This is a genomic window from Corynebacterium tuberculostearicum (genome assembly GCF_022347385.1).
Taxonomy (GTDB): Bacteria; Actinomycetota; Actinomycetes; order Mycobacteriales; family Mycobacteriaceae; genus Corynebacterium; species Corynebacterium tuberculostearicum_M.
Genome location: NZ_JAKRDT010000011.1, coordinates 1 through 14,325 on the forward strand (window position 1 = coordinate 1; position 14,325 = coordinate 14,325).

13 protein-coding genes and 1 tRNA gene are annotated in these 14,325 nt (G+C 58.6%); 4 read left to right on the forward strand and 10 right to left on the reverse strand.

All coding sequences use genetic code 11. From position 1 onward, the window contains the following. Nucleotides 1–112 precede the first annotated feature (112 nt). The 4 genes from MHK00_RS07485 to MHK00_RS07500 all read right to left on the reverse strand — a co-directional run bounded on the left by MHK00_RS07485 (nt 113) and on the right by MHK00_RS07500 (nt 2,323). Nucleotides 113–189: transfer RNA gene (locus MHK00_RS07485), tRNA-Leu, on the reverse strand. A 40-nt stretch (nt 190–229) separates the two neighbouring features. Further along, nucleotides 230–1,195 carry a Ppx/GppA phosphatase family protein gene (locus tag MHK00_RS07490; protein WP_005323625.1) on the reverse strand — a complete coding sequence of 322 codons (966 nt, stop codon included), beginning with the start codon at nt 1,193–1,195 and terminating at the stop codon, nt 230–232. Nucleotides 1,196–1,205: 10 nt separating this feature from the next. After that, nucleotides 1,206–1,754, reverse strand: a complete 549-nt coding sequence (locus tag MHK00_RS07495; protein ID WP_198492793.1) for a DUF501 domain-containing protein — start codon at nt 1,752–1,754, stop codon at nt 1,206–1,208. Between the two features lie 8 nt (nt 1,755–1,762). After that, nucleotides 1,763–2,323, reverse strand: a complete 561-nt coding sequence (locus tag MHK00_RS07500) for an FtsB family cell division protein (RefSeq protein WP_150850942.1) — start codon at nt 2,321–2,323, stop codon at nt 1,763–1,765. A gap of 98 nt (nt 2,324–2,421) precedes the next feature. Between MHK00_RS07500 and MHK00_RS07505 the strand changes: the two genes are divergently transcribed. The 3 genes from MHK00_RS07505 to MHK00_RS07515 all read left to right on the forward strand — a co-directional run bounded on the left by MHK00_RS07505 (nt 2,422) and on the right by MHK00_RS07515 (nt 4,864). Further along, nucleotides 2,422–2,952, forward strand: a complete 531-nt coding sequence (locus MHK00_RS07505) for a ribonuclease (protein ID WP_250411059.1) — start codon at nt 2,422–2,424, stop codon at nt 2,950–2,952. A 35-nt stretch (nt 2,953–2,987) separates the two neighbouring features. Further along, nucleotides 2,988–3,572, forward strand: a complete 585-nt coding sequence (locus MHK00_RS07510; protein WP_005323638.1) for a hypothetical protein — start codon at nt 2,988–2,990, stop codon at nt 3,570–3,572. A 116-nt stretch (nt 3,573–3,688) separates the two neighbouring features. After that, complete coding sequence (locus MHK00_RS07515) at nt 3,689–4,864, forward strand: HNH endonuclease signature motif containing protein (RefSeq protein ID WP_179386280.1); 1,176 nt, start codon at nt 3,689–3,691, stop codon at nt 4,862–4,864. On the opposite strand, the gene eno is transcribed toward MHK00_RS07515, so the two are convergent. The 3 genes from eno to MHK00_RS07530 form a co-directional block, all read right to left on the reverse strand. After that, complete coding sequence (gene eno, locus MHK00_RS07520; protein WP_179386279.1) at nt 4,854–6,131, reverse strand: phosphopyruvate hydratase; 1,278 nt, start codon at nt 6,129–6,131, stop codon at nt 4,854–4,856. The two genes, MHK00_RS07515 and eno, sit on opposite strands and share 11 nt — an antisense overlap. Nucleotides 6,132–6,221: 90 nt before the next feature. Beyond that, entirely contained in the window at nt 6,222–6,983 is a 762-nt protein-coding gene (locus MHK00_RS07525; protein ID WP_150850944.1) for a lytic transglycosylase domain-containing protein, read from the reverse strand. Nucleotides 6,984–6,994: 11 nt separating this feature from the next. Then, entirely contained in the window at nt 6,995–7,582 is a 588-nt protein-coding gene (locus MHK00_RS07530; RefSeq protein WP_250411062.1) for a MazG nucleotide pyrophosphohydrolase domain-containing protein, read from the reverse strand. A gap of 57 nt (nt 7,583–7,639) precedes the next feature. Here MHK00_RS07530 and MHK00_RS07535 point away from each other — a divergent pair, with 57 nt between their 5' ends. Beyond that, a complete protein-coding gene (locus tag MHK00_RS07535; RefSeq protein WP_250411064.1) occupies nt 7,640–9,115 on the forward strand; it encodes an amino acid permease in 1,476 nt (491 codons plus the stop codon). Here the strand turns inward: MHK00_RS07535 and mfd are convergent, their stop codons facing one another. The 3 genes from mfd to MHK00_RS07550 form a co-directional block, all read right to left on the reverse strand. After that, nucleotides 9,116–12,754, reverse strand: coding sequence for a transcription-repair coupling factor (gene mfd, locus MHK00_RS07540; protein ID WP_250411066.1), 3,639 nt, complete (start codon nt 12,752–12,754; stop codon nt 9,116–9,118). Beyond that, entirely contained in the window at nt 12,755–13,360 is a 606-nt protein-coding gene (locus MHK00_RS07545) for a TetR/AcrR family transcriptional regulator (protein WP_040425065.1), read from the reverse strand. Nucleotides 13,361–13,519: 159 nt separating this feature from the next. Next, nucleotides 13,520–14,236, reverse strand: a complete 717-nt coding sequence (locus MHK00_RS07550) for a trimeric intracellular cation channel family protein (protein ID WP_005323649.1) — start codon at nt 14,234–14,236, stop codon at nt 13,520–13,522. Nucleotides 14,237–14,325 lie beyond the last annotated feature (89 nt).

The following is a 14,325-nucleotide window of genomic DNA, read 5'->3' on the forward strand; positions in this document are numbered from 1 at the left end:
CCGAAGAAAAGATCTATTACAACAAGAAAGACAACGAACTTGACCCCCAACAGGGCAACTGAAAACGAAAAATCTCGAGGCATCGACCGGAACGATGTCTCGAGACTTCACATGGTGCCCCCAGTGGGACTCGAACCCACACTGAATCGATTTTAAGTCGACTGCCTCTGCCGATTGGGCTATGGGGGCAAGGGCAAGGAATATTTTAGGCCACCCCACCCTACGGGAGTTAACGAGGGGTACCCTCAGCAGCCAGACCAGCGATAATGCCGTCGAGAATGTCCTTTTCACTGATGAAAAAGCTGCGCGCATCGCAATTTCGCTCGATAAGCTGCATGATGCCTTCGACGGCTACCGCCCCACCGCCAATGACGTCGGCACGGCCGGGGTGAATGACGGGGTTGAGGGCGCGGACGTCGGAAGGCAGGCCAATAAGCTGCTGCAAAAGCACGCGCAGGGCATCGAAGCGGAGCTCAGACCCGTGAATGGCATCGGCGTCGTAGCGCTCAAGGCCCTGAGCCAATGCAGAAAGAGTGGTGAAGGTGCCTGCGCATCCGACGATGGTACGGGCCTTAGAAATAGGTACTATCTTCTCCACTTCCGCCGTGCGCTCGCCGACGTACTCGGAAGCGATCTCAATCTCCGACTCGGTAGGCGGATCGGTACGCATAATGCGCTCGGTTAGCCTGACGCACCCCATGCGGGCAGAGTGGGTGCCCAAGATATCGCCATCGGCCGTGCCTACGACGAACTCGGTCGAACCGCCGCCCAGGTCGATGACACAGAATGGCCCGCGGTCTGGCTCCACATCGGCCACGGCGCCATTAAAGGACAGCAGAGCCTCTTCCTCGCCCGAGACGACCTCGGCCTGTGCGCCAGGCTGAATTTGGCCGAGCAACTCAGCGGTCATGTCGAAGAATTCCTGCTGGTTCTTGGCATCGCGAGTAGCGGAGGTAGCGACCATCCGCACGCGGGTGACCTTCTCAAACTTCATCTGGCGTACGTAGCCTTCCAAAGCCACGCGGGCGCGGTCTAGGGCCGCAGGGGCGATTTCGCCAGTGGCATCGACTCCCTCTCCCAGGCGGATAATTTCCATGGTGCGGGTAATATCGCGGACCTTGCCGTCATCCTGAATCTCAGAGATGAGCAAGCGAATCGAATTCGTACCGCAATCAATCGCAGCAACGCGAGTCATAGCATTCCTCCTATTCCGCGTTAGAGAAGTCGAACTGGGCCAGGTCAATTCCCAGATCCTCGACGCTGGGCCAATCCTGCGGGATGGCAGAGCCTCGAAGCTTGCCGTGGTCGGCAGCCATGGCCACCGCTTCAGTTCCCAACCGGAAATGCTGTGGGCCTTCAGCAAGCGCGTATGCGATGAGCACATGCAGACACTTGACCCGATCGGGCATGCCGCCACCGGAGAAATCGGTGCCAAGGTCTTCGATGTCATTGCGCTTGGCCAAGAAGTATTCGTGGGCGCGCTGATAGTCGGCAGCCAATTCCTCGTCCTCACCCAAGCGGGCTTCCATCCACTTCATAACGTGGGCAACCTCCAAGCGTGAGGCTTCGGCAGTAAGCCGTGGGTCGGTGAGGTAGTAGAGGGTGGGGAATGGGGTGCCGTCGGCAAGCTTGGGCGCCGTCTTAATTACCGCGGGCTGCCCATCCGGCGTGCGATAAGAAACCTCTAGGACCCCGCGCGGGGTGCGGCCCAATTGCTCAGTTACTACAGCGATATCTGCATCAGTGACGGTCATGCGGACAATTATCGCACATCTGGATTCTCTTCCGGCGCCGGCTCAATCGGAAGATGATTTACCTGCTCGGATGGAGCTTCCTCCTCAGGGGGCTCAGCCACGGAATCCCACAAAACCTCGTACCATTCGCGGGAATCTTCTTCCTTCTGACCATCTGTAGTGAGCTGGTCATCCGGCTTTATCTGCGGGTCAATGATGCGGTAGGCGGTCTCGCCCTCATCGACGACCCCGAATCGGCGCCGCGCCTCCTGCTTGATGTACTCATCAGACTTATATCTATCAATCTTTTCCAGCAAAGCAGCCTTCTCATCCTGCTTGGCGGCGATTGACTCATTGAGGCGGGCAATTTCGGACCGGCCGTGGTAGTAATTGCGCAGCGGAATAGCGATAGCAAACAAGACCACAAGCACGATGGCCACGATCACGCCCACTCCGGCAATACTCATCCGGTCCGGCTTCTGCTTCTGCTTCAGTTGCGCACGTTGAGCTTTGCGGATATCCGCAGCACGCGAGGCCACCGGAACCCTAGTGCGGCTCCGGTTTCGCTGCGTCTTCTTTTCGCGTGCCATAGGCCTCTAATCCTAGCGCCGTCACTCCTGTAACAGGGACGTGGCACGCGCAATTTGGATACACTAAAAGAAATTCTCCCTCCCAGGAAGGAAGTTTCATGTCCCTCAAGCGCCTCCTCCCCGTTCTCACCGCAACCCTATTCCTTGCCAGCTGCAACCCTTCCGCCCAAGACGGCGAATACCCCGTCTACGGAGACGGCTACGACCTGAACACCAAAGACGGCATGGCCGACTATCTCAAGGAGTACAAAACCCTGCCGGATGATTACATCAACCACGATGCTGACCAGCTCGAGGGCGACGATCAGCCCGAGACCTTTGAAACCAACGCAGATTCCGTGAAGAAGGCCGGCGAAGCTACCTGCAAGAATGACGAGTTGCTCGACATTTCAAAGGAATATTTCCGAGGAAACACCGACAAATTTGGGGAAGCTGTTATGTCATCAGTCAGCGGCTCTGATGATAAATACAGTGATGTTTTTGAGGCACTGAACATCCCCGATGACGCACCAGACAATGACAAGATCATGGCTGCAGCGATGACCTCACTCGGTGCCGTGATGGCTTGCGGCGATGAATTCAGCGATGAAGAACTGGAAAAAGTCGCTGAGTCCATCCATTCCAGCTAGAGCTTCGAACCAGATTCCCTACTTAAGGAATAGCTATGCCCCTCAAGCGTCTCCTCCTCCTAGCCGCCGTAGGCACCCTACTTACCGGGTGCAGCTCGACCGACCACAAAGAAGAAGCAGCCACCAAAGCGGAATCCCCCACTAGCGAAAGCCCTACCAGCAGCGAAACCCCCACCACCACAAGCAGAAAGCACGACCTCAATACCAAAAGCGGCTTCATTTACCACATAAAGGAACACGGCACGATCCCGGACTTCTACCTAGATGTGTTCGGCGCTGGGGCTTCCGAAGAGGAAGACGGCCCTACAAGCTACGAGGTCAATGCCACGACGCTGAAGAAGGCTGGATCTGTTGCCTGCGAGAATGAGCAAATCCTGGACGACGCCAAGTATTTGCTAACCCATGGCGACAGCGCATTTGAAGAACTCGTCCCTAGCCTTGAGGAGTTCGATAGGAAATACGCTCCCGTCTACGAAAAGCTTGAAATTTCAGCGGCTTCTCCCGTCCTAGACAAGCTTTTTACCATGTACATGGCTGGCGTGGGTTCCCTCGCCACCTGCGGTGACAAATATGACGATAAGGAACTCGAAGCAGTAGCTGACAACGTTTTCAGTTACTAACCCCCGGAATTTCGCACATTTTTTCGTTTTACCCCTTGCGCACGCCGGAAAGGCGGCTTATACTAGGGGCAGAAATTCGATTGGGTGTGCGATTTATTCCAGAGGGGGAACTTTCCGTGACAGCCGGCGACGCACCACCAAAGAACGCCTATTTTTCTACCAATAACCTCGACGATACGGTTTGCGTTTTGGGCATGCTCCAACGCATTCAATCCTGGCAGCTATACCAATCCGTGCTTCCGCGATTAGAAAACGATGTCGAATGCACTACCACTGCTTTAGCTAAGCGGGTGGGCTTGAGCTACTGGCGCGTCTTATCCGCTCTGCGCTCTCACCTGCGCATGCGTGAGTTGCCGTTAACCACGGCGGTACAGACCGAACATTGGATTCTTGACCTCCCGCGGCTGCACGTTATTGATGCCGAGCTTGCCCCGCTTGGCGACGACGCCGAGGGCATCCAACTAGTCGATGCCGCCCTTGCAGACTTCCTCACCCCAAAGGAACCTGCCCAACATGTCCCCACGGAATCTGAAATCCGTAGATTCTTGCGCGACTACATCGACGGAATTCTCAAGCCAGATATTGAGAAGGAAATCGAGCGCTCCGTTTCCATTTCTTATTCCAAAGGCCAAGCCACCATCACCCTGAAGACGGATAAGGCTACCGCCAGTGCTATTTCACGGCACATCGATAAAGCAGCGCGAAAGAAGAACATCACTAAGTCAGAGGCTTTGGAAGCGCTGATCTTTAATCGCACCCAGACAAAAGTAGTTATCAACACCTATGCAGCAGGCGACGATACTTCTCGGGTATACATACCTTCGGCGGGATGGTGCGTTCTTACGGAGCATTTAAGCAATTACTCGATGACTCGCGAGTTGTGCCCAGAAGAAACTTCCTCCTACGTCCCCACCGAGCAAATCAGGACATGGGTTCACGGTCGCGATGCCACGTGCCGTTGGCCGGGGTGTTCCATGCCGGCGCATTACTGCCAGCTTGATCATCGTGTGGAGTATGCCGACGGCGGACCGACGAGCGTCGATAATCTTGTCACTCTCTGTCAACACCACCACAACGTGAAGACCGATGGAAGGGCACGCTACATCATGGATCCCATCACTGGAGACGTTGCGTGGCTCTTTTCGGACGGCACCTTCGAAATTGACCGTGCCCAAGGGCCTTTAGCGCCGCGAACCGTGAATTGGAAGCAAACCTGGCAACAATACCTAGACATGCGAAAGCGCCCCCGCGGCAATGCGAGGGCGCTACGAAAGGAGGCGATTAAGCCTTAAAGCGCGGGAATGCGGAGCGGCCGGCGTAAACTGCGCCGTCGCCAAGCTCCTGCTCGATGCGCAGCAGCTGGTTGTACTTAGCTACGCGCTCGGAACGAGCCGGTGCACCGGTCTTGATCTGGCCGCAGTTCAGAGCAACAGCCAGGTCCGCAATGGTGGTGTCCTCGGTCTCACCGGAGCGGTGGGACATCATGGTGCGGTAGCCGTTGCGGTGAGCCAACTCGACTGCGTCGAAGGTCTCGGTCAGGGTACCGATCTGGTTGACCTTAACCAGCAGGGCGTTGGCAGCCTTCTTTTCAATACCCTCCTGCAGACGAGCAGGGTTGGTGACGAAGAAGTCATCGCCGACGATCTGCACCTTTTCGCCAATCGCGGCGGTCAGGGCGGTGTAGCCATCCCAGTCGTCTTCCTGCAGTGGATCCTCGATGGAGACGATCGGGTACTGGTCGATGAGGTCCTCGTAGACCTTGGACATCTCTTCAGCGGTGTGCTCGCCACCCTCGAAGTGATACTTGCCGTCCTTGAAGAACTCGGAGGAAGCAACGTCGAGTGCCAGGGCTACGTCCTTGCCGGGCTCGAAGCCGGCCTTCTTGATGGCGTCCACGATGACGTCAAGAGCAGCCTTGGTGGAGTCAACGGAAGGAGCGAAGCCGCCCTCGTCGCCCAGACCGGTGGACAGGCCCTTGTCCTTTAGCACTGCCTTCAGTGCGTGGTAGACCTCGGCGCCCATACGCAGAGCCTCGGCGAAGGACTCCGCACCAATCGGAGCGATCATGAATTCCTGGACGTCCACGCCGGAGTCAGCGTGTGCGCCGCCGTTGAGGATGTTCATCATTGGCACCGGCAGTACGTGTGCATTCGGGCCGCCGATGTAGCGGTACAGAGGCAGTGCAGCGGACTCTGCAGCGGCCTTGGCTGCGGCAATGGAAACGCCCAAGATAGCGTTAGCGCCGAGCTCGGACTTGTTATCGGTACCGTCCAGCTTAATCAGTGCCTGGTCAATGAGGCGCTGGTCGTCGGCTTCGAAGCCAGCAATTTCGTCGGCAATCTTCTCGTTGATGTTCTCAACAGCCTTCAGAACACCCTTACCCTGGTAGCGCTCGCCACCGTCGCGCAGCTCGTGAGCCTCGTGCACACCGGTAGAAGCACCGGAAGGAACGCCGGCAACACCGCGGGCGCCGTCATCAAGGAAGACCTCGGCCTCGACGGTTGGGTTACCACGGGAATCAAGAATTTCGCGGGCGAAAGTGTGGATGATGTCAGCCATGCTGTTTTTCACTCCTCATAAAAAAGTTCGCTCTGGACCAGCCGGCCCAGCTACGTTGTCAATTGTTGCAGAAAACTTTACTGTGTGACACTACTTTGCACTTTGCGGAACCGAGTAGGCGTTGGCGGCGTGTGCAACTTTATGCAAATACTCGCTGGACTGATTGTAATTTAGGATTGCTTCCTCCCACTGTTCTGGGTTAGAGAGATCTCTATCACCAAAACATAAAAGTCCGGCGGCGCCAACTGCGGCGTCGTCAATTTGATTGGGATCTGCCTTGCCATCGCCGTTGGCATCAGCGCCCACCGATTCCCATGTGGTCGGAATAAATTGCATCGGGCCGACGGCGCGGTCATATTCGGAATCCCCATCGATTTCGCCGTTATCGGTATCTGGGGTGTGCGCCGTATTGTTCAGGCCATCGAGGGCGATGCCGTTGATGGGTGGTTGGGGGTAGCCGGCGTCGTCAAGCTTGGAGGGCTTAAACCAATTGCCGTTGTAGGTGCCATGGCGGGTCTCCACGTAGCCCAGGCCGGCAAGGGTATTCCACCGCAGATGGCAATTCGGCCATTTTTGCTGAGCGATGAGTTCGGCGTTGCCATAAGCGCGCAGGGCTGCCGGTGGGATACCCGTCTGCTCAGCTAGGTCAGAGGCCCAGTAGGTGAGCTTATCGGCGGTGCGGCCGGGGGCATTGACGTCAATATGCGCGACCTCTTTGCCCTCAACGGGCGGAATGTTCTCCGGTACGGGCTCCTGTGAAGTGCCGTGCCCCGTCAACAGCCATGCCACCAGCGCGATTATCACGGCTACGGCCACCCCGCAGCCCCCGAATATCTGCAGCAGCCTCTTCATGAGAAGCCATCCTACATTCCCTTGCCTTCGCGCCACAGCCTCTCTTGCGTGTCAACGTCGACAATCTCCGTGGTGCCATCAAATAGGTATGGGGCGCGGGCGCGCATTTTGGTGAGGAAGCTCTGGGCGACGTCGTCAAGCGAAAAGGTGGAGATTTCCGCATGGAAAAGTACTTGGAGGAAGATATCCCCCAATTCCTTAAGCATCTCGCTTTCCGGTTCGCGGCTGCGCACGGCCGCGGCGAATTCGGCGGACTCCTCCTCGAGGTACGGCAAGAGGGAAGTATGGGTTTGCTCGCGCTCCCACTCCCCGATGCGCCGCGCCGTGGCCATGGTCTGGCGCGCTTGCATGATGGGATCCGCGAGGGATTCGGCGCGAATGACAGGCTCGCCGCTAGCAAGGCGGGCGCGAGTTTCCGGATCGTGTTCGTCGGTGCTTACCAAGGTGCCGGTGGCGTCCTCGCCTACCAGCAGATCGGAAAAATTCCACCGTACGGACACGGGTACCTCACCCGTGAAGTGGACGGGGCCACGCAGCTTCCCGTATGCCTGCATGGGGATCATGGTGGGCCAGCGTTCATCGAGCAACAGCACAGTCATGTGCACAAAGTCTAGCCCGAGTTCCCATTATGGGGCTATTCAAGGTATTTTAGGCCAATGACCTCCAGCCAGAATAGATCCCACTCCGTGACGTTGTGGACCCTCGTCGCGCTGATTATCGGTTCCACCGTGGGCGCGGGTATTTTCTCGCTGCCCCAAAACATTGCCTCCGTTGCCGGCCCAGGCGCGATGCTCATTGGCTGGCTGGTAGCGGGCATCGGCATGCTGTCTGTGGCGTTTGTTTTTCAAATTCTGGCCCGCCGCAAGCCGCACCTTGATTCTGGCGTTTATTCCTACGTGCGGGCCGGCCTCGGCGATTTTATTGGTTTTACCTCCGGCTGGGGCTACTGGCTGGGCTCCGTTATGGCGCAGGTGGGTTATGCCACCCTCTTTTTCAATACCTTGGGCCATTACCTGCCGCTTTTCGACGCCGACCATTACTGGACCTCCGCCATCGCCGTCTCCCTCCTATCCTGGGGCATTTTTGCGGTACTTGCCCGCGGCATTAAGCAGGCCGCGTTCATGAACCTCATCACCACAATTGCCAAGATTGTGCCCATCCTGGCCTTTGTGGTGCTCATTGCGTTCCTCGGGTTCAGCTGGGATAAATTCACCTTGGATTTCTGGGGACGCGCGTCTGAGGCCAGCGTTTTCGAGCAGGTCCAGGGAATCATGCTCTTTACCGTGTGGGTCTTCATCGGCGTGGAGGGAGCATCCGTTTATTCCAAGCAGGCTTCTAAGCGCACCGACGTCGGCCGCGCGACCGTCATCGGTTTTTTCGCCGTGCTGGCACTGCTGGTTTCCGTGTCTACCTTGAGCTTTGGCGTGATGACCAAAGAAGAACTAGCCGCATTGCCAGATAATTCCATGGCCTCCGTACTCACCGAGGTCATCGGCCCCTGGGGCGGCGCGCTGGTGTCTATTGGACTGTGCTTGTCGGTTTTGGGAGCCTATGTGTCCTGGCAGATGTTGTGCGCCGAGCCCATCGTGATGATGGCCATCGACGGCCTCATTCCCCGCCGCATCGGAACCATCAATGTGGCGGGTGCGCCGTGGGTAGCGCAGCTGATTTCCACGATGGCCATCCAGCTATTCATCATCGTCTTCTACCTCAACGAGGCGTCTTATAACGCCATGGTGCAGCTGGCAACCATCATGTACTTGCTGCCCTATATCTTTTCTTCCTTGTACCTATTGCTCTTGACGCTGCGGGGCAAGGGGCTGTCTCACCCGCAGGCGGGTATCAAGTTCGATCTTTCTGGACCAGAGGTAGGCCGCAAGGATAACCGCAAGCACTTGGTCATTTCTTTGCTCGCGTTTATCTACTCCCTGTGGCTAATTTATGCGGCCGACCTCGTCTACGTCCTACTCGGCGCATTGGCCGTGGTACCGGGACTTATTCCGTATGTCGGCACCCGTTTGTGGAAGAAGGAACGCATCTTCAACACCTTCGAGTGGTGCGTGGTGGCCATTGTCTTGGCCGGTGCCGCCACCGCCATTTGGGGCTTGAGCACCGGCTGGCTCACCCTCTAGCTACTCCCCTACGCTGACCACGTTCGAGGTGGGCTGGGCGCCGCTGACGTTGATGGGGTCGACGTCGAAAAGCGCGCTTAGGAAGTCCGCCGCCCACTGAATGAGCTCGGTATCGCGCAGCTTCGGGGAGGTGACATTGCGCCCTGCCTTGGGGAACGGCACGTTGATTGCCTTCGCCGCCGCACGGAAGCTGGAGCCCGGATATAGGCGCTTGAGACGCACCTGCTTGGAATCCGGCAGCTCCACGGGGTGGAACTTGACGCGGGTGCCCTGAACGGTGATATCGGAGATGCCGGCGCGGCGCGCCTGGTGGCGCAGGCGGGCAACGGAAAGCAGGCGCAGAACCTCCTGCGGCAGCGGGCCAAAGCGGTCTTCCATTTCCTCGATAACGGCCTTGAGATCATCGTCATTCTGCGAGGCCGCAAGCTTGCGATAGACCTCCAGGCGCAGGCGCTCGGAATCGATATAGCCTTCCGGAATATGCGCATCCACAGGGAGATCGATGCGGATTTCCTTCGGGCCTTCATCGGTAACGGTGGGGGCCTCGCCGCGAGCGAGCGATTTGAAGGTCTCGACCGCCTCGCCAACGAGGCGCACGTAGAGATCGAAGCCCACACCGGCAATGTGGCCGGACTGTTGGGCGCCAAGGACGTTGCCGGCACCGCGCATCTCCAAGTCCTTCATGGCTACGGCCATGCCGGCACCAAGGTCATTGTTCTGAGCGATGGTGGCCAGGCGGTCATAGGAAGTTTCCGTGAGCGTGGCCCCCTTGGGGTACAGGAAGTAGGCATAGCCGCGCTCGCGGGAGCGGCCCACGCGCCCGCGCAGCTGGTGCAGCTGGGACAGGCCCATATGGTGGGCGTTTTCCACAATGAGGGTATTCGCATTAGCGATATCCAGGCCGGTTTCCACGATGGTGGTACACACCAATACGTCGTACTCGCGATCCCAGAAACCCTGGACGGTCTGTTCGAGCACCTCCTCGTTCATCTGGCCATGCGCGACGACGACGCGGGCCTCCGGTACCAGGTCGCGCAGCTCGCGGGCCTTCTTTTCGATATCAGAGACTTTGTTGTGGATGAAGAAGGTCTGACCATCGCGCAGCAGCTCGCGGCGGATGGCCGCGGCTACCTGCTTGTCCTCGTAAGCGCCGACATAGGTTAGCACCGGGTGGCGGTCTTCCGGTGGGGTCAGGATGGTCGACATCTCGCGGATGCCAGCCATGGACATCTCCAAGGTGCGCGGAATAGGTGTCGCGGACATGGTAAGCACATCCACGCTGGCCTTGAGCGCCTTGATGTGTTCCTTGTGCTCCACGCCGAAGCGCTGCTCCTCGTCCACGACGATGAGGCCGAGGTTCTTCCAGTGCACGCCGGTCTGGAGGAGGCGGTGGGTGCCGACGACTATATCGACGCTGCCATCGGCCAGCCCCTTGAAGATGTCTTTCGCTTCCTTCTTCGAGGTAAAGCGCGAAAGCACCTCAATCTTGACGGGGAAGCCGGTCATGCGCTCGCTGAAGGTATCAAAGTGCTGCTGCGCCAGCAGCGTGGTGGGCACGAGGACCGCTACCTGCATGCCGTCTTGCACGGCCTTGAAGGCGGCGCGGATGGCCACCTCGGTCTTGCCGTAGCCCACATCGCCGACGACGACGCGGTCCATCGGCACCGTGGACTCCATATCGTGCTTGACGGCGTCGATAGCCAGCATCTGGTCTTCGGTTTCGACGAAGGGGAAATTATCCTCCATCTCCGCCTGCCACGGATTATCCGGGGAGAACTGGTGCCCCGGCGCGGCCTGGCGCTTGGCGTAGAGCTCGACCAGCTCGCCGGCGATTTCGCGTACGGCGGCGCGCGCCTTCTTCTTGGTGTTCTTCCAGTCGGAACCGCCCATCTTGGACAGGTGGGGCGATTCGCCACCGGTGTACTTGCTGAGCAGATCCAGCGAGTCCATGGGAACCCAGAGCTGATCGGCGGGCTGACCACGCTTGGAGGGCGCGTACTCGAGCACGATGTATTCGCGGCGGCTGGTTTCATCGCCGGACTGGATGGTGCGCTCGGCCATCTTGAGGAACTTGCCGATACCGTGGGTCTCGTGCACCACAAAATCGCCCTGCTTGAGGGCAAGCGGGTCAACCTTATTGCGGCGTTTGGCGGGCCGGCGCTTCGCTTCGGCGATATCGCCTACGCGGTTACCGGTCAGATCCGTCTCGGTTACAACGACCAGTGGGAGGGCCTCGGCATCCTTGGGCTTTTTCACCTTGGGAAATACCAGGCCGGCGTGGCTTAGTGCTTGGTAGAGGGTGACTTCACCGGCGGTGGGCTCCCAGCCAGGGGTGGCCACCTTGGTGCGGATGCCTTTTTCTGCAAAGCGATCCACCATACGCTTGATGGCACCTTGCGCCGGCGCGATGAAGGCTGCCCGGCCGCCGGCATTGGTGTGCGCGAGGAGTTGGGCCATCATCGCGTCGATTTCTTCGATATTGCCGCGCGGGGTGGGCCCTGGTTCGAATTCGAGCGGGAGGGTCTCCTCTTCCGAGGCGGCGAGCATTCCCGGTGGGGAGAAAGTCCACAAAGGCAAGCCGGACTCGCTGATGGAGACCTCGAGCGACTCATAGGAGCGATAGCTGGATGCCTCGGTATCGAGCCCTTCGGTAGCCAGCGGGCCATCGGCACCCATGGCCGCGGCCTCCCAACCGGCAGCGAGGAATTCCGCATCGGTCTTTTCTAGATCCGCCACACGGCGGCGAGTCTTTTCCGGGCCGACCATCACCACGTGGGTGGTGGGGCGCAGGAATTCGGGGAGGGTGATCATGGGGGCGTCGGAAAGCGCGGGCAGGAGCGCCTCCATGCCTTCGGCCGGGATGTGCTCGCTTACCTTGGTCAGCAGCTCCACCAAGGCGGGATTGCCGGGGTGCTTGACGGCAAGATCGGCTGCACGCTTGGCAATAGCGTCCGTAATAGGCAGCTCGCGGGCCGGGAAAATGTCTACGCGGCCCACCTCGATTTCAGGGATGGTGCGCTGGTCAGCTACGGAAAATTGGCGGATATCGGTAATCTCATCGCCCCAAAACTCCACGCGGACCGGATAGTCCAGCGTGGTGGGGAAAATATCGATGATGCCGCCGCGCGTAGCGTACTCGCCGCGCTTAGCCACCATGTCTACGTGCTTATAGGCGCGGAACTCGAGCTCGCGGACTACCTCATCGAAGTCATATTCGTGATCTTCTTCGAGGTGGACGGGAGCGCGGCCCTCCACCTCCTGCAGGATGGGCTGGGACAGGCCGCGGGCGGCGGTGACGATGACCTGCAGGCTATCGAGATTGTGCAGAACTTCAGCGCGGCGGCCGATGATGTCTACGCCGGGGCTCAGGCGCTCGTGCGGCAGGGTCTCCCAGGAGGGGAACATGGCCACCTTCTCCCCCAGCATCGCCGTAAGCTCCGCCGTAAGGTCCTCAGCCTCGCGGCTCGTAGCGGTTACCACGAGCACTGGGGCATGATGAGCCAAGGCGCCCAAGGCCCACGGCCGAGACTGATCCAAGCCTGTGATGTGGAGGTCTTCGCCCACATGAGAAATCATGCCCTTAAGCTTGGGATCTGAGGCCGCTACCTTGAGCAGGCCGGCCAGCATTGGGGTCGCCATTTATTTGCCTCCTAGCTTGGGCTTTACTTCCATACCGGACAAACCATTCCAGCATAGATTGACAATATGCGTGGCGACGACTTCCTTGTCCGGGTTGCGCTCATCCAGCCACCATTGCGCGGTGGTCGATACCATTCCCACCAGCGCTTGGCCGTAAATATCCGCCAAATCCGGGTCAATGCCGCGGTGCTCGAACGCTTCTCGCAGGATATAGGAAACCTGGCCCACCGCGGAATTCAACAGCGTGGAGAAACTGCGTTCATCGCCGGGCTTGGCATCGCGTACCAAGATGAGAAAGCCATCAGTTTCTTCCTCAACATAGGTCAAAATGGCCATGACGGCCTGCTCGATGCGCTCGCGCCAGCTTCCGGTCTCTAAGGAATCAGTAATGACCTTTTCCAAGGCCAGCATCTCGCGGTCAACAACCACCGCGTAGAGGCCTTCCTTGCCCCCGAAGTGCTCATAGACAACGGGTTTGGACACCCCGGCGCGTGCCGCGATCTCTTCGACGCTGGTTCCTTCAAAGCCTAATTCCGCGAATGCGGCGCGTCCGATGGAAATGAGTTGTTCGCGGCGTTCCCGGCCGGTCATCCTTTGTCGAGCCATGCCCTCTACCCTATCCTTTGCCCCGCAATTTGTGATTTACCCGGGGGCGTCAGGTACGCTATGCCTACAGCTTTTGCTGTGTTTCCCCATGGTGTAATCGGCAACACTACGGTTTTTGGTACCGTCATTCTAGGTTCGAGTCCTGGTGGGGAAGCTTTTTTAGTTTTTCTTCCTACCGCGGCGAAAGCCTTTGAGCTCGGCTTTCTTCGCAATAGCCGCCACTTGGGCGGCGGTGTAGTTGACGGGGGCTACACCGGCGCGGGGCAGGACCCAGCCGCGCCAATAGGACACGATGGCCATGCCACTGCCGACGATCGGCGCGACCACCATGCCGAGTGCAAACTGTCCGTAATCGGCAAAAGTAACCATGACGATGCCGGTGAGGATAGAGGGCACGGCATACAGGGGGCTGCCACCAAAGATGGACGGGATTTCCCCAGACGCAATATCGCGGACCATTCCGCCGCCCACTGCTGTCAGCACGCCCAGAAAGACACAGGGAATAAGGGGCATGCCGTGGGTGAGCGCTTTAACGCAGCCGGTAGTGGACCACACGCCGAGAATAATGGCATCGCCGTGTTCGCGGAATAGCTCCCACGCCTTGCCCTTGAGATCGATAAGAAACGCTATGAGAGCACCTCCGCACGCAAGGCCGAGGTACCACGGGTCTGAGATCGCTGCCGCTGCTCCATCCCCGATGAGCATGTCACGGATCATGCCACCGGCCAGCCCTGAAAAGAGGGCGAGGAATACGAAGCCCACAATGTCGAATTCGCGGCGGCGGGCAAGGGTGCCGCCAATGATGCCGTTCAAAACTACGCCGAGAAGATCGAAGGCTTGGTAGAGCGAATTGATGAGGGGATCGACATCGTGCATGATTCTTAGGCCTCCTGCCGCGCGGGTAGAATTTCGGCGTGACTGCGGCCGTCTTTTACTCTCCGGCGTGTCAGCATGGCTCTTATTTA